The 19,835-nt window shown below is 49.5% G+C and carries 16 protein-coding genes and 6 tRNA genes; 2 read left to right on the forward strand and 20 right to left on the reverse strand.

Annotated elements, in window-relative coordinates; all coding sequences use genetic code 11:
* Positions 1-31: 31 nt before the first annotated feature.
* A tRNA-Leu gene (locus GM173_RS11895) sits at positions 32-118 on the reverse strand.
* A gap of 233 nt (positions 119-351) precedes the next feature.
* Here GM173_RS11895 and GM173_RS11900 point away from each other — a divergent pair.
* A complete protein-coding gene (locus GM173_RS11900; RefSeq protein ID WP_203571607.1) occupies positions 352-843 on the forward strand; it encodes a hypothetical protein in 492 nt (163 codons plus the stop codon).
* Positions 844-949: 106 nt separating this feature from the next.
* On the opposite strand, the gene GM173_RS11905 is transcribed toward GM173_RS11900, so the two are convergent.
* From GM173_RS11905 to GM173_RS11940, 8 genes are all read right to left on the reverse strand, one after another.
* A complete protein-coding gene (locus tag GM173_RS11905) occupies positions 950-3,496 on the reverse strand; it encodes a family 20 glycosylhydrolase (RefSeq protein WP_203571608.1) in 2,547 nt (848 codons plus the stop codon).
* Between the two features lie 352 nt (positions 3,497-3,848).
* Positions 3,849-5,756: a B12-binding domain-containing radical SAM protein gene (locus GM173_RS11910; protein WP_203571609.1), complete on the reverse strand. Its 1,908-nt coding sequence runs from the start codon at positions 5,754-5,756 to the stop codon at positions 3,849-3,851.
* Between the two features lie 267 nt (positions 5,757-6,023).
* Complete coding sequence (locus GM173_RS16415) at positions 6,024-8,543, reverse strand: methyl-accepting chemotaxis protein (protein WP_203571610.1); 2,520 nt, start codon at positions 8,541-8,543, stop codon at positions 6,024-6,026.
* 232 nt (positions 8,544-8,775) lie between these two features.
* Positions 8,776-8,860, reverse strand: a tRNA-Leu gene (locus GM173_RS11920).
* Positions 8,861-8,916: 56 nt separating this feature from the next.
* A tRNA-Cys gene (locus GM173_RS11925) sits at positions 8,917-8,990 on the reverse strand.
* A gap of 41 nt (positions 8,991-9,031) precedes the next feature.
* A tRNA-Gly gene (locus GM173_RS11930) sits at positions 9,032-9,107 on the reverse strand.
* Between the two features lie 18 nt (positions 9,108-9,125).
* Positions 9,126-9,201 (reverse strand) — tRNA-Gly (locus GM173_RS11935).
* Positions 9,202-9,237: 36 nt separating this feature from the next.
* A tRNA-Gly gene (locus GM173_RS11940) sits at positions 9,238-9,313 on the reverse strand.
* A gap of 261 nt (positions 9,314-9,574) precedes the next feature.
* On the opposite strand from GM173_RS11940, the gene nadA reads away from it, so the two are divergent.
* Positions 9,575-10,489 carry a quinolinate synthase NadA gene (nadA, locus tag GM173_RS11945; protein WP_203571611.1) on the forward strand — a complete coding sequence of 305 codons (915 nt, stop codon included), beginning with the start codon at positions 9,575-9,577 and terminating at the stop codon, positions 10,487-10,489.
* Between the two features lie 60 nt (positions 10,490-10,549).
* Here the strand turns inward: nadA and GM173_RS11950 are convergent, their stop codons facing one another.
* The 11 genes from GM173_RS11950 to gspG form a co-directional block, all read right to left on the reverse strand.
* The gene (locus tag GM173_RS11950) at positions 10,550-11,056 is read right to left on the reverse strand and encodes a type II secretion system protein (protein ID WP_203571612.1); all 507 of its coding nucleotides are present in this window, start codon (positions 11,054-11,056) and stop codon (positions 10,550-10,552) included.
* Entirely contained in the window at positions 11,031-11,405 is a 375-nt protein-coding gene (locus tag GM173_RS11955) for a type II secretion system protein (RefSeq protein WP_308439599.1), read from the reverse strand. Before GM173_RS11955 ends, GM173_RS11950 begins: the two co-directional genes overlap by 26 nt.
* Positions 11,395-11,868, reverse strand: coding sequence for a type II secretion system protein (locus GM173_RS11960; protein WP_203571614.1), 474 nt, complete (start codon positions 11,866-11,868; stop codon positions 11,395-11,397). The genes GM173_RS11955 and GM173_RS11960 overlap by 11 nt, the downstream gene beginning before the upstream one ends.
* Position 11,869: 1 nt before the next feature.
* Entirely contained in the window at positions 11,870-13,927 is a 2,058-nt protein-coding gene (locus tag GM173_RS11965; protein WP_203571615.1) for a secretin GspD/PilQ domain-containing protein, read from the reverse strand.
* A complete protein-coding gene (locus GM173_RS11970; RefSeq protein ID WP_203571616.1) occupies positions 13,924-14,502 on the reverse strand; it encodes a hypothetical protein in 579 nt (192 codons plus the stop codon). The genes GM173_RS11965 and GM173_RS11970 overlap by 4 nt, the downstream gene beginning before the upstream one ends.
* A complete protein-coding gene (locus GM173_RS11975; protein ID WP_203571617.1) occupies positions 14,502-15,026 on the reverse strand; it encodes a hypothetical protein in 525 nt (174 codons plus the stop codon). Before GM173_RS11975 ends, GM173_RS11970 begins: the two co-directional genes overlap by 1 nt.
* The gene (locus GM173_RS11980; RefSeq protein ID WP_203571618.1) at positions 15,023-15,676 is read right to left on the reverse strand and encodes a hypothetical protein; all 654 of its coding nucleotides are present in this window, start codon (positions 15,674-15,676) and stop codon (positions 15,023-15,025) included. The genes GM173_RS11975 and GM173_RS11980 overlap by 4 nt, the downstream gene beginning before the upstream one ends.
* Positions 15,673-16,464 (reverse strand): hypothetical protein, encoded by a 792-nt coding sequence (locus GM173_RS11985; protein WP_203571619.1) that lies wholly within the window; start codon positions 16,462-16,464, stop codon positions 15,673-15,675. Before GM173_RS11985 ends, GM173_RS11980 begins: the two co-directional genes overlap by 4 nt.
* A 71-nt stretch (positions 16,465-16,535) precedes the next feature.
* Positions 16,536-18,188, reverse strand: coding sequence for a GspE/PulE family protein (locus GM173_RS11990; protein ID WP_203571620.1), 1,653 nt, complete (start codon positions 18,186-18,188; stop codon positions 16,536-16,538).
* Positions 18,185-19,363, reverse strand: a complete 1,179-nt coding sequence (locus tag GM173_RS11995; RefSeq protein ID WP_203571621.1) for a type II secretion system F family protein — start codon at positions 19,361-19,363, stop codon at positions 18,185-18,187. Before GM173_RS11995 ends, GM173_RS11990 begins: the two co-directional genes overlap by 4 nt.
* A 15-nt stretch (positions 19,364-19,378) precedes the next feature.
* Positions 19,379-19,807 carry a type II secretion system major pseudopilin GspG gene (gspG, locus tag GM173_RS12000; protein ID WP_203571622.1) on the reverse strand — a complete coding sequence of 143 codons (429 nt, stop codon included), beginning with the start codon at positions 19,805-19,807 and terminating at the stop codon, positions 19,379-19,381.
* Between the last annotated feature and the right edge of the window lie 28 nt (positions 19,808-19,835).

The raw sequence follows: 19,835 nt of genomic DNA on the forward strand, positions 1-19,835 counted from the left end.
GTACTTCTTTGTACACCCTTGGAAAGGGTGGTGGTGCGCAACACGAGACTCGAACTCGCACGCCTGTAAGGGCACAGCGACCTCAACGCTGCGTGTCTACCAATTCCACCAATCGCGCACTACATTCTGTTTTGATTGCTCAAAATCAGTGAGGAACGGCATTCTAACTAGACCGTCTGCGATTGTCTAGTGTTTGGCGTGGTTTTTTTTGATTTTTTCTTATTTCTTGTGGCTTGTGAGCGGGCGGCGTCGTGATTTTGCGATTGTTTGTGGTTCTTGCTTGATGCTTATTAAAAGCAGCGTCACACTGTTGGGATACACTTCCTTGCAATTGATAGATTGGAGAATGAAATGACTGTTCGTTATAAAGTTGGCGCTCGTGCAAGTAATCGTTTGCCAGAAGCATTGCAATCGAGTGATGGCATTCGCCAAGCTTTGAAAGCGGTTGCCGAATATTTTCCATTGGATTTGACGGTGGATGAATTGGAGCTTGAATTGCTGCTCAAGTCTTCTAAAACGTTGTCGCGTTTTTTTGTGCCAGGTAGCAAGATTGATGTGGCAATTCAGTTTGCTGAATTATGCGAAATTTCTAGCGAGCTGTTTAAAGAAGTGAAAGACATCCGCAAGAAAGTAAAAAGCATCATTAGCGACCATGAAGATGAATTGGAAACCAATCACGTTGGCGCTTTGCAATACGTAACGGAATTCCGTTCTGAGATGGGCCCCGCTTTGGCGAACTCGATTGTGTTGCGCCGTTTTGCCAATTTTGTGGATGCCGTCTTGTTGGCACAAATTCAGTATTCAGCGGAAAACGTTGAGATTGAGTTGTATTTTGGTGCGTGATAAGTAGGTATTGCTTTGTAGCCATTAATTCATAATGGCTATATCGAAATACCCTAGATGTAAAAAAGCCCCGCAGCGTTTGCGGGGCTTTTTGCTGCGTGGCGATCTAGTTTACGGTGATCGTTGCGCTCTTGCGATTGCTGCTGCTAAAGGCCGCGAGCTTGACGCCGCCGAACGAGGCGTGTTGGCTGATTGCTTGGTAGTCCAGTGGCGCGGTGTATAGCGCTGACTGTGCGGTAGGCTCACTGCCGTCCACGGTGTAGCGGATTGCCAAGCCTGGTGCCGAGAGGTTGGCATACAGCTTGCCGCCTTCCACTTTGGCGCCTGGCAATGGAATACGGTAGCCGTAGCCGCCGAGGAAACCATCTAAGCGAGCGAGTTCACGTTGACCAAGGCGGTTGGCAAATTCATTCCAATCGCTATCCATTTTGGCTTTACGTGCAGCGGCATCGCTGATGAAGGTCCATTTTGGATCAACAGCCCATGCGCGCTCGGCCAAGGCAATAATCCGTGGCATTGCGAGGTATTCGAGGCGGCCTTGATTGCGGATGTTTTCCGCCCACAATTGGCCTTGAATACCGATGATGTTTTTGGTGCCCTCAGGCGTTAAACGCACTTTGCTGGCGATATTGTCTTGATCGAGCGGATGACCCATCAAGTTCACCGTCGCGGTCGTGAAAATATCGAGCGGGCAGAATTCATACGCGCCGCGCGTCTCGATAAAACCACCCCAGTAGTAGCCTGGTTCAGCTGGGTTTTTGGCGTAAGCCAAGTCAAAATAGAGGTTCGTGACGTTCGACAACACGGTTTTGTAACCAGCGTTGGCGAGTTGGTAAGCGAAGTCTTCCTGACCCCAGCCCCAGACGTTGTTCCACACGTAAGGGCGGAAGTTGGCGTTGACGAATTCTGGATTTGGACCATGCGTGTGCTGACCGTTGACTTCTTGTTTGATCAGCGCAATTTCTTCCCAGCCGCCAAACACCAAACCGTATTTTTTCAATAGGTCGCGGTAGCGGGCGAGGAAGTAGTTTTGCAATTCAACAATGGTGGTCATGCCTTGTTCTTGCATAAACGCTTGGCAAACAGGAGATTTTTCCCATGCACCGTGTGGTACTTCGTCGCCACCGGTGTGCATGGTGGTGAACGGTGCGCCCGCCGCTTGGTACATCGCTTGGATATCGTGCAATACGGTTTCGATGAAGTTGTAGCATGATTCTTGGCCGATACAGATCACGTTATCGTGCCATAGTTGCACTGATTCATATTCAGAAGCATCGTCAAAGTCGCAGAGCAAATATTGCTTGGCTTCAGTTTCACGGCCGGTTTGCATCAGGCGGTGATAACGAACATTCATCGCTTTAATCGCGGCACGGGCGTGGCCGGGGACGTCGATTTCTGGTACGACTTCAATATGGCGTGCGGTGGCAAACTTCAAGATTTCAATGAAGTCTTCACGGCTGTAAAAACCCGTTCCGGCAGGATTGCTCACATCGCCGCCTGAACCAAAGCACGGTACTAGGTTGTCGGTTTCGGTGAGCGTAAAGCCGCGTTTGCTACCGATTTCAGTCAGCTCTGGCAGGCTAGGGATTTCGAGGCGCCAGCCTTCGTCGTCGGTCACGTGGAAGTGAAATTGATTGAGTTTGTACAGCGCCATGCAGTCTAGCAAGCGTAGTACGCTTTCTTTGCTGCTAAAGTTCCGACCTACATCCAAATGCATGCCACGGTAGGCAAAGCGTGGCGCATCGATGATTTTGCCACATGGTACAGTAAGGGTGCTTTGTGGGTTGAGGAAGGCGGCAACTGGGAACAGTTGGCGCAAGCTTTGCAGTGCATTAAACACGCCGTGTGCGCTCGCACCGGTGATGGTGATGGTGTCGGCGCTGATCTCTAATGAGTAGGCTTCTTTTGGTGCCAATGTATCGCTTACTGTTACGCTACCTACTTGCAACACAATCGCTTGGCGGCCTGCTGGGCGCGCTGCAGCACGTTGCAACTTAACTGCGCTGACATCGTGAATCGCCGCACGCAAAAAGCGGGCTTCAGCGGCTAATTCGCCAGTGTGAACAATCAGCGTGTCTTTATTGATGGTGAAGCTGCCATTCGTCCATTCGCTAGAAATCGGCGTTGGCGTGATTTTGCCAACTTGATCGCTTGGCAATAGCGTTAGGTCTTTATTGTGTTCAAAGGTCAGGCTAGGGCTGCTCAGTGGGACTTGGTCGTTGGCATTGCGATTGCGCTGGCCTTCGCTGGTAAACGGTGCGATTTCAGGATCGCCAATGGTTTCAAAGCGGGCGTCGGCTTGGCCATCGTTGTAAACAATGTAAAACCCTAGCGGTGCGTCGGTTTCGGCGATGACCCAAAATAGGCCTTCATAGGCAAAAGTGCGCGTTTCGCCCGGTGCGACAGCGGTGAATTCAGCTTTCGGGGCGAGGCGCCAAAAGTCGCCATTCACGTGCGTGACTTCGACGTTGCCGCTGACTGTTTCGGGTTTGATTTTACGGCAGGTATTAAAATAAAGCGCCCAACCTGAGGCTGGCAGCGGTTTATCCGACAAATTGGTTAAACTCAGCTCGGCTAAAAAATTATCGCCATTGTGCGCGTTGGTGGTGCAAGACCATTTTAGTTGTAGGTGGCTGCCTGATGGCTGGGTCATTCTTATTCTCCCTTCTTGCTGGTCAGTGATGTCCGAGATTAGGCGCATTTGCGCACGTGAAATCAAGTTTAGAAGCCTTGTTGCGGCTTCGCCAATGAAAATTGTATGAACCGACAAAATCAGCACATATTAATATTCCAATTCCAACGAGAATCGAATTGAGCTGAGATTGATGATGAAATATTACTTGGGGAGTTAAGGATTAAATCCTGTTATAGAAGGATTTAATCCTGCTTTGGCTTTGGTGGACAAGGGGCGTGACCAAGGTTTGATGCGGCTTGCGCCCTTGCCGTGCGGGCGTTACTGGAATGAGCCAATCGAGCCGCTGCGGCCTTAGACTGGCTTTCATCAATTAGTATTGTTGTAACGCTTTGGCGAGGCGATGCTTGTGAATGGTGGTGCGCGGAACTTTGCCGTTAAACCAGACGCGCACATCGTCATCCAGACCGATGCCGTGCATATAGTTGTACAGCGCTTTATTTAGTGCGCGGCCCAGTTCGTCGTGATCGACGCCGGTTGGGTCGATAAAGCCGATGTCATTGGTGGCAAAGCTAATTTCTGGCAATTTTTCCAGTGTTACACCAAACTCTTCTGGATTTTTGCCAACAGGCGAATGCACGGTGCAGGCAAAACGGTGGAAGAAGCCGGATTGAATACAGCCGTTATCAAACAATTGCCGTACGTATTCCAGTGCGTCGACGGTGTCTTGCACCGTTTGCGTCGGGAAACCGTACATTAAATACGCGTGAACGAGTACGCCAGCCTCGGTAAAACTTTGCGTCACTTTAGCTACTTGCTCGACCGACACGCCTTTTTTCATCAGTGCCAACAGTCGATCTGAAGCGACTTCTAGCCCGCCCGAAATTGCGATACAGCCGCTTTCGGCGAGTAATCGGCATAGATCGGGGCTGAAAGTTTTTTCGAAACGAATATTGCCCCACCATGAAATCGACACATTACGGCGTATGAGTTCTTCGGCCAGTGCTTTGAGTGCTTTGGGCGGTGCTGCTTCGTCGACAAAGTGAAATCCCGTTTGTCCTGTTTCAGCAATAATCGCTTCGATACGGTCAACGAGCACTTCGGCGGTGGTGGTTTCGTAGCGTGAAATGTAATCGAGCGTAATGTCGCAGAAGCTGCACTTTTTCCAATAACAGCCGTGTGCGACGGTAAGCTTGTTCCAGCGCCCATCCGACCAAAGTCGATGCATTGGGTTGAGCATATCGAGCAGCGATAGGTAGCGATCCAGTGGCAAGCCATCCCAAGTCGGCGTGCCGACTTCGCCAAACGGCACTTCCGGCTCGATGAAATTAATGTATTTCACCGCGCCGTCTACGCGGGCAAAGGTGCGCACCAAACGTTGTTGCGAGCGCTTGCCTTTTAAGTGATCGAGTAGTGCCAATAGCGGGCGCTCGCCCGCATCGAGCATCACGTAATCGAAGTAATCAAAGACGCGCGGTTCTTTCAGCTCGCGCAGTTCGGTATTGGCAAAGCCGCCACCGAGCGCGATGATCATATCGGGGTATTCCTTTCTAATCGTTTGGGCGATTCGGAAAGCGGCGTATACAGCGCCCGGGAAGGGCACGGATAGCAAAACAATATTGGGCTGGTGCTGTGCGACGGAGGCGAGCGTCAGCTCAGCCAGATAATCATCAACCAGCGTTGTCGGCGCCGCAAGCGCTTTAGCGAGTGGATCAAACGTCGGTTGTGACATCGCCAAGGATTCGGCGTAGCGCACAAATTCAAAGCGTGGATCAACGGCTTCGCGTAGTACATCGGCAATGTCGTTCAAATACAGCGTGCCCAAATGCCGCGCACGATCTTGCGTGCCGAGCGCACCAAACGCCCACGCTAGCGGATCGCCGCCTTCGTCATCGATGTAGGCGTCTAGCGGGGCAAAACGCTCGCCTTCAGGCAGAAAATTGCGGCTGCAAATACGGTGGGCAATCGTCGAATCATGGCCTTGCAAAAACGCAATCGTCGGCGTAATGGTGGTGAAGTAGCGATCAAAGGTCGCATCAAACAGCGCCACTTGCGGTGAGCGTTTTTTGGGCGGGATTTTCTCGATTTTTTTACGAATATCGAGCAAACCATCTTTGGAAAATAGTTTCAGCATTAAAGCCAGCGCCAGATCGGTTTGCTGTGCCTCAATCTGCTGCGAGCGTAAAAAACCAGTTAAATACGCGGTGGAGGGGTAGGGCGTGTTGAGTTGCGTCATCGGCGGGATGATGGATAAAACGCGCGCTGATTCGATGATGCTCATGGAAGTCCTTTCTACCGTACTCTGCATGTGATGCAATACAAATTAATTGCATGGGTATTTTTATCTAGCCATTGATGGTGAATTGCTAGATTGAAATACCCAGCTATGATTGGGCTTGGCTTGCTGGCCAATAAAAAAACCCCAGTCGCAATTTGCGGGCTGAGGTTTGTTTTTCTGCTTGTCTTGCAGAACTCAATGTGTGTAAGTATACCTGAGTTTGCTCGTTTGTCTGCGCAGCAATAAGGAAGTCAAAAGGGCGTTTATTGTTTAAAACTCCTCCCAATGTTCTTCATTTTCACGACTTAATTGCGGCGGCACATTGACCAATTTGGCTTTGCTTGGCGTTGTTTTCTTGATGTCTTTGCTAATCTGCGGCATAGGGGCTGCTTTCGCAATCGAAATTTGTGGCGCATGGTTGAGTTTAAAGACGCTCACCGATTCGGCCAAACTTTGTGCTTGCTCTTCGAGTGATTCGGCTGCGGCGGCGGCTTGTTCAACCAGCGCGGCATTTTGTTGTGTGACTTCATCCATTTGGATAATCGCTTGGTTGACTTGAGCAATGCCTGCGCTTTGCTCGGCTGATGCGGCGGAAATTTCACTCATAATGTCGGTCACACGCTGAATGCTGGTTTCGATTTCGCTCATCGTGACGCCGGCTTCTGCGACCAGTTTCGCGCCCGTTTCAACTTGGTTCACCGAGTCGCCAATCAGTGTTTTGATTTCTTTTGCGGCGGAGGCGGAGCGCTGTGCGAGATTGCGGACTTCTGAGGCAACGACCGCAAAGCCACGGCCTTGTTCGCCCGCGCGAGCGGCTTCAACCGCGGCGTTGAGTGCCAAGATATTGGTTTGGAAGGCGATGCCATCAATCACGCTAATGATGTCGACAATCTTGCGCGACGCGTCGTTAATTGAACTCATGGTCTCGACCACTTTACCCACCACCGCACCGCCTTTGCTGGCAACTTCGGACGAGGTGCGCGCCAATTGGCTGGCTACGACAGCGTTTTCAGCATTTTGCTTCACAGTACTGGTGAGCTCTTCCATGCTCGACGCCGTTTCTTCAAGGCTGGCGGCCTGAGCTTCCGTGCGGCGTGATAGATCGGCATTGCCTTGTGAGATTTCTTTGGCGGCCGTGTTGATTGAGGTGCCCGCGTATTGAATTTCGCTGACTAGACGCTGCAAGTTTTCGACGGTGGCGTTCACGCCCTGTTTAGTTTCGCCAAAAAGCCCCGGATAATCTTGCGTGATGGTTTTCGTCAGATCGCCGTCGGCCAGTGCATTGGCCACCCGCATTACGTCGTGTAGGCCGGTATCGGTGACCGTTGAGAGTTGATTGAGTAATTCAGAAAGTCGCAGCGTGTAGCCTTGCTTGTCGCTTAGATTAATTTTGACACTAAAATCACCGTGATTGGCGGCGGCTTCGACGGTTTGCTCGATTTCGGCGATGATTTTTTTCAAGGCCGCCACGGTCGAGTTCACGCCATTTTTGGTTTGTCCAAAAAGGCCAGGGTAATCTTTGTTAATCGTTTGGGTTAAATCACCTGCGGCTAGTGCATTCGATACGCGAAGTACATCGTTAAAACCTACATCGCAGGTTTCGGTCAGTTGATTGAGGTTTTGAATCATCTCTTGGAACATGAATTCATATTTTTTTGCATCAGCGCGTTGACTAAAATCGCCACGCGAGCCTGATTCGGCGAGCAATTTGACGTCGCTACTGATGGAGAGCAGGGCAGATTTTACATCTTGCAGCGCGATGGTGATTTTGGCTTTATCGCCGGGTAGTTGTGGCATATTGGGGGTGAAGTTGCCGCGCGAGTAGGCTTTGATCACGTCAACAATTTGGTTTTGCACTTCGATGTGAGCATTGACCAGCGCGTTGGCTTCTTTGGCCATGACTGCGAATGAGCCATTAAATTTCGTGGCATCCATTTGGCTAGCGATCCAGCCTTGCGCATGTTGCTCTGCCATTTGATTTTGTTCGGCCACAAAGCGTTGAATGGCGGTTTGCATTTGTTGCATTGCAAACATCACACTGGATGTGTCGCCGTTTTGGAGTGTAATTGTATTGTGCATATTGCCTTGCGCCACTGCTAAAGCTACCGCTGCGGCTTGTGATGGCTCGCCACCGAGTTGCTTCATTAGGGCGCGTACAATCAGCCACGCAATCAATAAACCCAGTAGTAGGGCGATTATGCTCATTGAGGCAATCAGGTTTTTCGCTGTTTCAGCCATCGCATCGGCGGCTTGGCCTTCACTATCCATCAATTCTTTTTGATGCTGAATTAATGCAAAAATGGCGGTTTGGTAATTTAAATCTGCGTCGTGCAGGCCTTGCATGAGTAGTGTTTTGGCCGCGTCAATTTGCTGTCGATCTTTGCTTAGGGCAAGAAACTGATCGAGTTGCTCGGCAAAGACTCTGCGTTTTTCAGTTGCATCTTTGAGTAAGGCGATGCCTTTTGCGTCGTGAATGGTGTCTTCTAGTTTTTTATATTCGGCAGAATTAGCGAGCCGTGCTTGGGAGATTGCTGTGAGTTCTTGGTCAATTTTTGTCTGTTCGTTGAGTAAGACCAGATTTCGATTGGCAATCGCTACGCGATTGAGATTGTCGATTAGTGTGTTGGAACTGACTGTTTTAGGGTACAGATCCTGAATGATGGTTTCGATGCTGTTGTTGAGTGTGGAAAATCGACTGAATGCCAAAGTGCCCGAGATGAGCATTAAGACGATGACCAAACCAAACCCTAGACCGAGTTGAGTCCGAACCTTTATTGATTGCATGTTCATCTCTTGCTCTCCTGACTCTGCTTAGCGCTTGCTTTTGCAGCCTCGACTAACTCACTGTTTGTGATAGAGATAAAAAATCGTTGCAATTAATATAGATTTAGATCGGACTAAAATGCTGCGCTGCGGCATTGGAAATTGATTCAGATCAAATTATGGGGCTGTAGGCTGGCGATTGCTCGTCTGAATGGCGGCGATAAAAAAGGGTTTAGCTATTAGCTAAACCCTGTATTGGTGGTGCTCGGAGCGGGACTTGAACCCGCACACCTTGCGGCGAGGGATTTTAAGTCCCTTGTGTCTACCAATTTCACCATCCGAGCGCTGGGCATTACTGCTTCAGCATTTTTTAAAATTCGAGTTGTCGAATTTTATTGTTTGGAGGCGGAGGTCGGAATCGAACCGGCGTAAACGGCTTTGCAGGCCGCGGCATAACCATTTTGCTACTCCGCCAGGAGCTTTGTCAGTTAATGAAAATTCACTAGCTGAGAATTTGGAGCGGGATAAGAGGCTCGAACTCTCGACCTATACCTTGGCAAGGTATCGCTCTACCAACTGAGCTAATCCCGCATCGTATTTTGCAATGTTTGGAGCGGGATAAGAGGCTCGAACTCTCGACCTATACCTTGGCAAGGTATCGCTCTACCAACTGAGCTAATCCCGCATCAAATTTACAGATGCTTTTTTTACTACGCCAATGTGGAGCGGGATAAGAGGCTCGAACTCTCGACCTATACCTTGGCAAGGTATCGCTCTACCAACTGAGCTAATCCCGCATCCGTGTCTGCACTTCATGTGAATTGCAGAGGAGGCGAATTATGGACAAGCGTTGCGGCGGTGTCAAGTCTATGTGTAATTTTTTTTCTTTATTTGGCGGCGTCAGCGAGAAATTAGTGTTATTTAAGACTGAGATTGCAGTGGCGGGCGTGATAATATTCGGGGATTGATTTCGGTGTGCTGCACAGTGCGAGGTAATAAATTCTGATGCTACTTATTGCTGCACATCGCCTTTGTGATTTGCTTATTGAGGAACGCCCATGACTCGCGTTGTCACACTTGCCCACTATTATACCGCGCCTGAAATTCAGCAAATGGCGGATAAAGTCGGCGATAGTTTGGAATTGTCACTCTTTGCACGTGATGCGGATGCCGACATTATTGTGTTTGCTGGCGTGCGTTTTATGGCTGAAACGGCGAAAATTTTAAATCCGAATGCAACGGTGATTTTGCCTGATGCAGGTTCAACCTGTTCCTTGGTGACGCAAACCGACGTTGCTGCACTGAAAGCGTGGCGTGAATCATATCCGGATCATGTGCACGTGTCGTACATTAATAGCTCAGCAGAGCATAAAGCGTTGTCGGACTGGATTGTGACTAGCCGCAACGTCGATGACATCATCGCGCATTTGTATGCCGAAGGTAAAAAAGTCATTTTCTCGCCAGATTACAATATGGGCGGTTATCTGAATTATCAGCATGGCTACGAGATGCCGCTATGGTCGGCGGTGTGTGAAGTGCATGATAAGTTTAACCAAGCGGCGCTCGATGAAGCCTTTGCCGCATGTACTACCGCCAAATACTTGATTGCGCACCCAGAAAGCCCGCTGCCGGTGCTGAAATTGGCTGATTACGTTGGTTCGACATCGGGAATGCTAAATTGGATTAAGTCGTATGACAAAGAGCCTGACGGCGTGATCTTCGTCGCGACGGAAGACGGTATTTTGTACAATATGCGTTTGGCACGCCCTGATTTGAATATCGAACAAGCGCCAATTTACGCCGGTTGCCAATGCAATTCATGCCCGTATATGAAGATGAATACCATTAATGCGGTAAAAAATGCGCAAGCAGGAAAAGGGACGGTGATTGATTACCTGACTCCGGCCGATATGGATGCGGCGCGGTTGCCGATTGAGCGCATGCTGGAATTTTCAAAGCGCTATTACGCCTAATGAGTGATGGAGGTATTGCTCGATAGCTATTCTAGTGCAACGGCTGCAGAGGAATACCTCTTATCGTGTTCGGCCTGTTCCTTGGTTTGGCCAATGGGCAAACCGCCAGTCTTGATAAGATTTGGCATCTTTGAAGTTGGCGTATTCTTCCGGAAAATTATCGGTTTTGAGTGGTTTAGCGTTTGATTTACTTTGTACGCCCATAAAACCACCGCCAGGTCCGCCAATATAGAGCCAATCCTCACCCGTCATCGGGTCTTTGTAGGCCTTTCTGAGGTAATGTCGCGGGAAGGGGACGCGCGGGTCTTGGACCAGATCTTCCATGCGCTTTGGATATTGTGCACCACCTGCTGATTGTTGCTCACTGTATTGTTTGATGGCGAGTCGAATTTCATTGCCAACGCGCATGAGTTCCGCTTCTTTGTTGCGTTGAATCCGGTTGTGCCAAGCCTCGCCAACTTGCGCCAGATAAATGCCCATAATGAGCACTAACATCAGTGCCCATACATAAGCGAAGCCGCTTTGTTCTAAATGGCGGCGCTTACCAACTACTGTATGGCGAACCATCGCTGCTTGTTCCTTGTGCTCCGCTTTTTAGATCATAAACACCGCTGCCAGTTTCAGGGGCGACAATAATCCATGAGTCTCGCTTGCCAGTAATTGGATCTAGCGGTAATTCACGCAGATATTTTTTACTAACGAGCTCATCCAAGTTGGCTGGATAGCGGCCAGTATCAGCAAAAAATTTATCAATCCCGTCACGTACCGCAACCAGATTATGCTTGAGTACCGTTTCTTGGGCTCGGTCTGTTTGTTGAAAATAGCGGGGTACAACCAGTGTTAGCAAACTCGCCATAATGGCTAACACGACTAATAGTTCAATCAGGGTAAAACCCCGGTACTGCTTACCATTCACGATAGGGAACTCCATTCAGGCCGATTTTATCCGAGGTAGAGTAAACATCATACACGTCACGCCCCTCGGCGGGTGCATCGGCGGGGCTGGCATAACTACGCAAACCCCAAGTTTGTGCATTCGTTTTGCTCGGACAATCACAAAATGGATCGCGTGGCAGTCGGCGTAGAAAGTAGATTTTTTTCCCAGCAGGATCTTTTAAGTCTTTTGCTCCTTCGACCAGTGTTTCTAAAGTTGGTGGATAGCCAGACTCATCGAGGGATTTATTTACCCGATTGGCATCAACAGCCGCTTTGTAGTTGTCGATGCCACTGCGGATTTGCCAAAGTGCACGGCGTAGCTCATCCTCTCGATTTCGGGTTGCCGCCACTTGCGACAGAGGCAGTGCGACGGTCGCAAGCACCGCGAGGATGGTTAAAGTCACCATCAATTCGATGAGGGTAAAGCCGCGAATAGATCTCATTTTAACGTCGTCCCATGCCTCCACCGCGCGGTACTGGCGTGGCTTCAAGCTTGCTTGGCTCAGTTGGCTGATTGTTGCTTGGCGCTGGTGCAGGGCTCGGCGTTGCAACAAAAGGATTTACAGCTGGCTGTTGCTGATAGTTTTCTGGTGTTGCAGGTGCGGGCGCTGGCTGCGGTGCTGCTGGCGGCACGTAAGGAGCCGGTTGTCCGCCTTGATTATTAATAATCACCGCTGATGAATTGCGCAAACGCAATGGGTCGGTACTCATCGTGCCTTCGGTGCCACTATCAAAGTTGGTGATGTGGGTTGATGGCAATGGCAATGAGCGAACTACACGCGGCGTAATGAGCAATACAAGCTCAGTTTTTTCTCGGCTCGAGCTTTTGGTGCCGAAGATCCGGTCAAACCCAGGTACTGAGCTGAGGAAAGGTAAGCCCGCGCCTGCATCCACTTCACTGCGTGACAATAAACCAGCCAAGACTTGTGTTTCACCATCACGTGCTGTCATATTTGTTTCAGCACGGCGGGTACCAATTTGGTAAACCAGCAAACCACCTTTGGTTGGGATGGTTTTGGTGATGTTCGAAACTTCCAAGGATACCTTAACGCTAATTTCGTTATCCACGGTCAGAATCGGTTCCACATTGAGCGTAAGGCCGACATCTTGATAATTGACGTTTTCAGTGGTTGTACCATTCGACACCGTAGTGGTGACAACTGGCACGCGTTCACCAATCAAGATTTTGGCTTTATCACGATTTTTTACGCGAATTTTGGGGTTCGCTAAAATATTCGTCTTGCCTTTGGTTTGATTGAAGTTAGCGGTGATCGTTGGCACACCTAAATTCACTAAAACATCGCTGCTGTTGATATTGCGTAGTTGGTCAAGCGTAATTGAGCCTGCCGTCAATGAAGAAGCTGGCGTGGTGGTTGTGGTGCCATCGGCATTTTTGGTGATCGTCGGTGCCGTACCAATAGAATTGCCGTAGACCGTTGCCGATACTGAGCTTGGGTATTTGATGCCCATATCTAGTACATCTGCATTGCTCACCTCAAGCACTTCCACATCCATTAAGACCTCGGATTGTGGAATGTCTTGCGCCGCGATTAAGCGCTCAGCCACCGCTATCGCATCCGGCGTATCACGCATAACGAGCATGCTAAGTCGTTCGTCGATATACACATCGCGCGTTTTGACCATTTGCTTGATCATCGATAGCACTTGTTTGGGGTCGGCATTCGAGAGGTAGAATGTCCGCATCACCATGTCTTTATAATCACGGTCTTTATCGGGTCGCTTTGGATAAATCAGAATGGTATTGTCATTCAGGATTTTTTTATCCAGTTGATTGGTTGCCAAAATTAAATTGATGACATCTTGCACCGTGGTATCGCGGGCATAAATGGTGGTTTTTAAATTTGGCGGTACGTCTTTATCAAAGATGAAATTGACATTGCCAATCCGCGAAATAATATCAAACACACTCATCATGCTTTGATCACGGAACTGCAGCGAAATCGGGCTTTTGAGCGCTTGCGCTAGCGCTGGGCGCAAGCTGGCTTCACGTGATTTTCGGCTTTCTAAATCGTTACGTAAAATTTGTGCTTCGGTATTACGCGGATTCTCGGCCAGAATTTGGTTGACGATGGTCAGCGCTTCATCTGTGCGGGTGTCTTTGATACTCATCGCATATTTCGTCATTGATGAATGACGAACACCCATTTCGACTAAGCGAATTCCTTCTTGGGCACGTTGGTTATTGGGCTCCCAGCTCAGAATTTGCTGGTAGCGGCTGATCGCGAGCGCAGAATCACCGCGTGCTCTTGCTTGATCCCCCTCGTTTTGCAGACGCGATAAATATTGCAATAAGCTCGACTGAAACCTAACACGTAATTGCAAATCATCGGGGGTTTTGGCTAATTGAGCTTGTAGCGTCTTAAGAGCCCCTTCAGGGTTGCCTTCTTCTTGGAATGAGTCGGCTTTATATTGGGCGATTTCAGAGGCGCAGCCTGCTAAAAAAGCCATCGATATCATTGAAGCCAATAACGCTCGTTTCACGGCGTTCCTCCTGTCGGCAGCGATTGCTGCTGATTGAGTGGTAAATAAGTAAACGTCAACAGATCTGGAGTGAGCTTATCGAGGCGATAGCTGCCCAATAAAGTCTCGCCAGGTTGAATTCGGCCTAAGGTATCGCATTTGGTACACAGGACAATCGATTGCCCTTGTCCTTCAACGACCACATACAAGGTATTTTTCTCTTTCCATGTCGCTGTAACTTGGAAAGGTAATGGCGGTGCAACCGGTACCGGCGTTGGTGGCGGCGGCCCAGGTGTTGGCGTGGGTGGTGGTGGCGGAGCCCATGATTGCTTTGGAAATAAATCAGCGATGCCAATCCCTGCGGTCACGGATGCCGCACTGGCGACTGCTGTACTTGCTGCACTAGCAGCCGAAGAGCTGGCCGCATTGAGTACAGCTTGACCTGCGGCCTCGCTGGCCATTTTTTTGATCGATTTTTGAGCCGGACGCGCTTTACTTTCGAGTTCGGGCTCTGCAGTACTACTATCTTGCCAATAGACATACGCAGTAGCCGCCAGTGCCACACCGAGTGCAATTTGGATTGGACGAGAGAGCATCAGCGTACCTCCGTCAAATACGAAAGCTGGATTTGTACCGCGAGCCTGTCATCGGAAATTTGCTGCCGTTGCAAATTGAGTGCTTCGATCCGCACGCCTGGCGACGCTTGTAGCTCGAGCAAAAAGCGGCGAAATTGGAGATAGCTGGCGTTGGCAGGGAATTGCATGCTGTAGCGCATCAGTTTGCCATCGGCTTCCGGCTGGCTTTTGTAGTCCACTTGGGTAATGGTTACTTTGTTGTTGGCGGCCAGATCGTTTAAGCGCCGTAAAAAGAAAGTAAAAGTGTCGCTTTGGTTGAGCTTAGGTAAAGCCTCGGTGGTTGAGACTGGCGCAACCGGATTGCGTAATTGCTGGAATTTGCGCTCAAGTGCGGCTTCACGCTCATTTAAATCATTAAGATAAGGTTTTAGGTCTTGGGTATATAGCATTAAAGCAAAGCCAAGTAAGGCTAAGCCAGCTATACCCAGTATTCCTGAGTATTTGGGGATGAGGCGTAAATACCAGAAAATTTGTTCTTTGCTCATTTGCTCGCTCCTTGTGTTTTAGGACGAGCGGCAGGCTTGCTAGCGATCACCGCGCTGGCGGTGGCTGAGACTGGTTCGCTTGCTTTCGCTTCACTTGCGGTGCGAGTAGCTAGATTTGTTGGTGCAGATGCGGTTGGGTGCCAGAAAATCTCCATTGCAGCCACTGCAGGTAGATGCGGATCGCCAATTTTTACGCTATTGCGGGCCAGTGAAACTTGCTTTACTTCGTCGAGAGCCTCTAGTCGATCAACTAATAACAAAACATCATTTAGCGTTTTAGCTTCAAGGTCGATTTTAATATCCCGCTCTACAGTGGCAATCTCTAAGCGGGTAAACGCGATTTGTTGCTCCCAAACTTGCTCCAAGATTTGGAAGGCGGTTTCGTTGGTCAGCATTTGATCTCGGCGAATTTTTTCAACCTTGGTGGATACGGGCGACGCGTTGCGTTCAACAGTGGCTTTGGCTTCGCGTTGCTTGAGGCGCAGGCTAATCTCGTCTTCACGTAGCTCAAGTTGGTTTTTTTGTTCTTTGGCGACATCAATTTGTGTCATGACCCACAGCACTGCAACGATGCCGAGTACAGTTAGTGCCAGACCAATCCAAGGGACAACCGAATTTTGTTGGTTAAAATCTAGGTGTAGTATTTTCATTCGTGATTATCCACCGCCAGAAATTGTGGATGAACCGCGCCGAGCCACTCAAAATCGAAGTCGGCTGATTTAACACTTCTAAGTGTTACATCAGACGATGTGAGGTAGATATGCTCAGGTAAAAACTGCCCGCTTAATACCGCAGCTTCGCGCACCAAGGCCGCTAATGATAGCGTTTGTTCTTCAGTATCCAGTTGCACTGGCAAAGTCACCAAGCCTTGCCATGCTTTCTCACGATAAAAACCAACAATCGCATGCCCCATTTCGAGGATCACTAAGGCATGTTCTGCATCTTTCATCGCGCGACGATGTTGGTTGACAGCGGTCGTGAATAGTGGCTCAACCTTGCCCAGTTTGAGTTTGCTGGCGCGGCAGAGTTCGGCAAAGGTCTGATATAAGCCTTCTTCAAATGCCGCAGCGATGCGCGGTTGTCCATAGCCGCCATTTGAAATGCGAATTCGCCAAGAGTCAGTATTGACGCCATATTGTTGTGCCAACAACAGCCGTGCGTAGTTTTCCCAGTCGCTGTCTTTACCTAGGCTCGTTTGCCAAGGCAAACAGACGTAGCGTACCCAAGGTGAGCCAAATACCAAGTCGACCCGATCCTGCCCCAAGCGGCCACGTGGTACTTGATTGAACATATCTTGCAAGCGAGGCACCAGTACATCGGGAGATGGGTCGACCGAGGCGCGGCGGCGGCTTAGCACTTCGCCGCCGAAATTCACACTGGAAAGTCGGATACGCTGCTTGCCAAACCACGCACAGTGATTAATCAACAAAGGTGACACGGTTGATTTCCTTTAGGACTGTGGTCGTTGTTTCGCCGCGGCTATTTGGCTCGCAGCAACACAAGCGATGATCAATCAACGAAAGTAACACGATTGATTTCCTGTAATGTTGTTTCGCCGCGAGCTACGGCGTTGAGGGCGATTTGTCGCATCGAGATAAAGCCGTTGCTCAGTGCAATTTTTTTAAGTTCCACGGCGGGGGCGTGTTTCGCGATGGCTTGTTTGAGGTCATCATCAAGGCGTAACACTTCAGCAATCGCTTTGCGGCCTAAATAACCAGTGTTACGACAGGCTGGGCAGCCAGTGCCTTTGCGGAAAGTCCATTTGCTAACTTGCGTTCGTGTTAAACCCGACGCAGCTAATAATTCAACGCTAGGCGTATCATCCTCGACGCAGTGTGGGCAGACTTTACGGATTAAGCGTTGTGCGACTACCCCGATCAGTGCATCAACAAAGCTATTCGGCTCAACGCCCATATGAATAAAGCGGTCAATCACTGAAAACGCATTGTTTGCGTGCACAGAGGTCAACACCAAGTGACCGGTCAGTGCCGCTTGCACTGCAATATTGGCGGTTTCGCCGTCGCGGATCTCACCCACTAGAATTTTGTCGGGGTCATGGCGCAGAATTGAGCGCAAGCCGCGGGCAAAGGTGAGGCCTTTTTTGTCGTTGACCGGAATTTGCAAGACGCCCGGCAATTGATATTCAACCGGATCTTCAATGGTGATGATTTTTTCTTCACCATTATTAATTTCCGACAGCGTCGCGTAGAGCGTGGTGGATTTACCCGAACCCGTTGGGCCGGTGACCAGCAATAAGCCATATGGCTCGTGCGACAGGGCGCGAATCGCCGCCATCGTTTGTTCTTCATGGCCTAGCGTTTCAAGACGTAGCGATTTAAATGCATCGCCACCGCCTTGCTTATCCAAAATCCGCAATACGGCATCTTCGCCATGAATCGACGGCATGATGGACACCCGGAAATCCACGTCGCGATTATTGACTTTGGCTTTAAAGCGACCGTCTTGCGGGACGCGATGCTCGGAAATATCGAGTTCAGCTAACACTTTAATCCGCGAGACGATTTGCTCGGCCATTTCCGCGCCATTGGCTCCGCCAGCATGCAGCAATACGCCATCGATCCGATATTTAATCGTCATTCCTTGTGGGGTTGACTCCATGTGGATATCGGATGCTTTGGCTTTGAGTGCGTCGTACAGCGTTGAGTTAACTAGCTTAACAACGGGCTTAGCGTCTTGCGCTAGCGTTGTTAAAGAAATCTCGGTAATGCCGTCTTGGCTTGCTTCTTGGTTTTCACCAACCGCCATTTGCTCCATTGCACGATGCGAAGTTTCGTACTCGTCAAAGTACTGCTTTAAGTCATCAAACAGCGCAAAAGCAACGCGAAACGCCACGGTAATGCGTTGCTGCGCCCAATTGCGCACGACTGGGCTGAATGGGTCTGACAAAATCAGCACGTAACCATGCTGAGGTACTTCCGCTAAAAGGCATTGGTGCGCAACGGCTTCGCCAAAAGCCAACAGGTCATAGCGAGGTTTAAGTGCATTCAGCTCTTGGCGGGTAATGGCTGGTAGGCCAAGGTAGCCACTGACTTCAAGGCTATACTCCTCGTCATTGAGACCGAGTGATTGCTGCAATAAAACAGAGAGTGGTTGATTGCCGCCGGTGGCGCGCAAATGCTGAATAAGGTCGAGCGTGATCATTGCATATTCCCGGCCAACTCAAAAATCGGCATATAAAGCAAAAATACGATGCCACCAATTAAAATACCGATTAGCAACATCAGAATCGGTTCAAACAGGCGGGTAAACATTTCGATCGCACGGTCAAGTTCTTCATCACAAAACTGTGCGGCACGCTCAATCATCGTCGCCAGTTCACCACTTTGCTCGCCTACACGCAGCAAGCGCTCGGAAACTGGGGTGGTGAGATTGTATTTCGGCAAAGTATTAGACAGCTGTTGCCCTGATTTAATGTCGACAATGGCTTGCGATAGAGCTAGGCGCATCGTCACTGGTAAGAGCTGCGCCGCTAACTCCAGCGAGGCGACTAAATTCAGACCACCAGAAAGTAACAGCCCCACTGTGCGGTAAAAGCGGGTTAAGGAAAACAGTCGGCGGTATTCTTCGAGGCGCGGTAATTTCCAAAACAATTCGAGTAGCATCGATTGCACAGCTTTGGTTCGAAAGGCCATCACAATCGCAATCACGCTGGCAACGATGGCGACAAAAATCGCTTGCCCGTGTTGATGCACCAAATCACCCCACCACAGCATGACCTGTGCTGCAAAAGGTAGGTTTTTCATTGATGCATAAATTTGGCTAAATTTAGGAATCACATAAAACAGTAGGAACAGCATAATACTGCCACCGATGCCAATCACGACCATCGGGTAAACCAGCGACGCAATGACTTTCTTTTTTACTGCGGTGAGCCGAGTTTCATAATGGTGGTAGCGTTTGAGTGCATCTGCTAAGTGCCCTGTTTTTTCGGCAGAGCCAACGCTGGCAATATACAGCGGTGGAAACAAATTGGGCATTTGCGACAGAACTTTGGATAGCGGTAGCCCTTGGTACAAGCCTTCGATCATCGTGGTCAGTACGGTGCGGTTTTCATCGTGACCACTTTTTTCTTTCAGCGTCTCCATGGCCTCAACCAAGGTTAGACCCGCTTCGAGCAGTGCAATCAGTTCTTGGGTGAAGAGTGAAACTTGAAAGCCACTCTTGCCGAATGAAAAACTGAGTTTGCGTTCAGCTTGAAAACTAACCAGTTGTAAGCCTTGTTCTGATAGGCGTGCGCGTAGGTCATCGACGTTGGCAGCATCGAGTTCCAGTTCGCGCAGAGCACCTGCACTGAGGGCTTTAACTTGGTAACGCATACAGACGCTTCGCTATTACCAAAAGCTGATATCGGTGTCTTCACCGCTACCACCTGGTTTGCCATCTAAGCCGTAGCTAAGTAGGTCATAATCACGGCCATTTTCACCGGGGATGCGGTAGATGTAAGGTTTGTCCCACGGATCATTGGGAACGTCCTTCATTAAATAAGGGCCTGACCATTTGCTTTCTTCAGGTGGTTTTTTGGTCAATGCATTCAAGCCAAGTTCATTGCTTGGATAGCGCCCTGTATCAAGTCGATATTGGTCGAGCGCACCAGCGATCGATTTCATCTGGCTCGCTGCGGTTTTAGTTTTTGCCTTGCCAACTTCGCCAAACAGTTTTGGACCAACGTAGCCAGCCAAAAGGGCGATAATCAGCAAAACAACTAATAATTCAAGCAGTGTAAAACCACTGTGATTGCGACGGGAAAATGGCGTTTTCATCTTCAATCTCGGTTGAGGTTTTGTAGTT

Origin of the sequence: Deefgea chitinilytica, assembly GCF_016881405.1 — a bacterium.
In the GTDB taxonomy this organism is placed as follows: Bacteria; Pseudomonadota; Gammaproteobacteria; order Burkholderiales; family Chitinibacteraceae; genus Deefgea; species Deefgea chitinilytica.

Bases quoted from the DNA above. Each gene is read 5' to 3' on its own strand.
- GM173_RS11900 (WP_203571607.1), top strand. From the start codon at position 352: ATGACTGTTCGTTATAAAGTTGGCGCTCGTGCAAGTAATCGTTTGCCA.
- GM173_RS11905 (WP_203571608.1), bottom strand. From the start codon at position 3,496: ATGACCCAGCCATCAGGCAGCCACCTACAACTAAAATGGTCTTGCACC.
- GM173_RS11910 (WP_203571609.1), bottom strand. From the start codon at position 5,756: ATGAGCATCATCGAATCAGCGCGCGTTTTATCCATCATCCCGCCGATG.
- GM173_RS16415 (WP_203571610.1), bottom strand. From the start codon at position 8,543: ATGAACATGCAATCAATAAAGGTTCGGACTCAACTCGGTCTAGGGTTT.
- nadA (WP_203571611.1), top strand. From the start codon at position 9,575: ATGACTCGCGTTGTCACACTTGCCCACTATTATACCGCGCCTGAAATT.
- GM173_RS11950 (WP_203571612.1), bottom strand. From the start codon at position 11,056: ATGGTTCGCCATACAGTAGTTGGTAAGCGCCGCCATTTAGAACAAAGC.
- GM173_RS11960 (WP_203571614.1), bottom strand. From the start codon at position 11,868: ATGAGATCTATTCGCGGCTTTACCCTCATCGAATTGATGGTGACTTTA.
- GM173_RS11970 (WP_203571616.1), bottom strand. From the start codon at position 14,502: ATGCTCTCTCGTCCAATCCAAATTGCACTCGGTGTGGCACTGGCGGCT.
- GM173_RS11975 (WP_203571617.1), bottom strand. From the start codon at position 15,026: ATGAGCAAAGAACAAATTTTCTGGTATTTACGCCTCATCCCCAAATAC.
- GM173_RS11980 (WP_203571618.1), bottom strand. From the start codon at position 15,676: ATGAAAATACTACACCTAGATTTTAACCAACAAAATTCGGTTGTCCCT.
- GM173_RS11990 (WP_203571620.1), bottom strand. From the start codon at position 18,188: ATGATCACGCTCGACCTTATTCAGCATTTGCGCGCCACCGGCGGCAAT.
- GM173_RS11995 (WP_203571621.1), bottom strand. From the start codon at position 19,363: ATGCGTTACCAAGTTAAAGCCCTCAGTGCAGGTGCTCTGCGCGAACTG.
- gspG (WP_203571622.1), bottom strand. From the start codon at position 19,807: ATGAAAACGCCATTTTCCCGTCGCAATCACAGTGGTTTTACACTGCTT.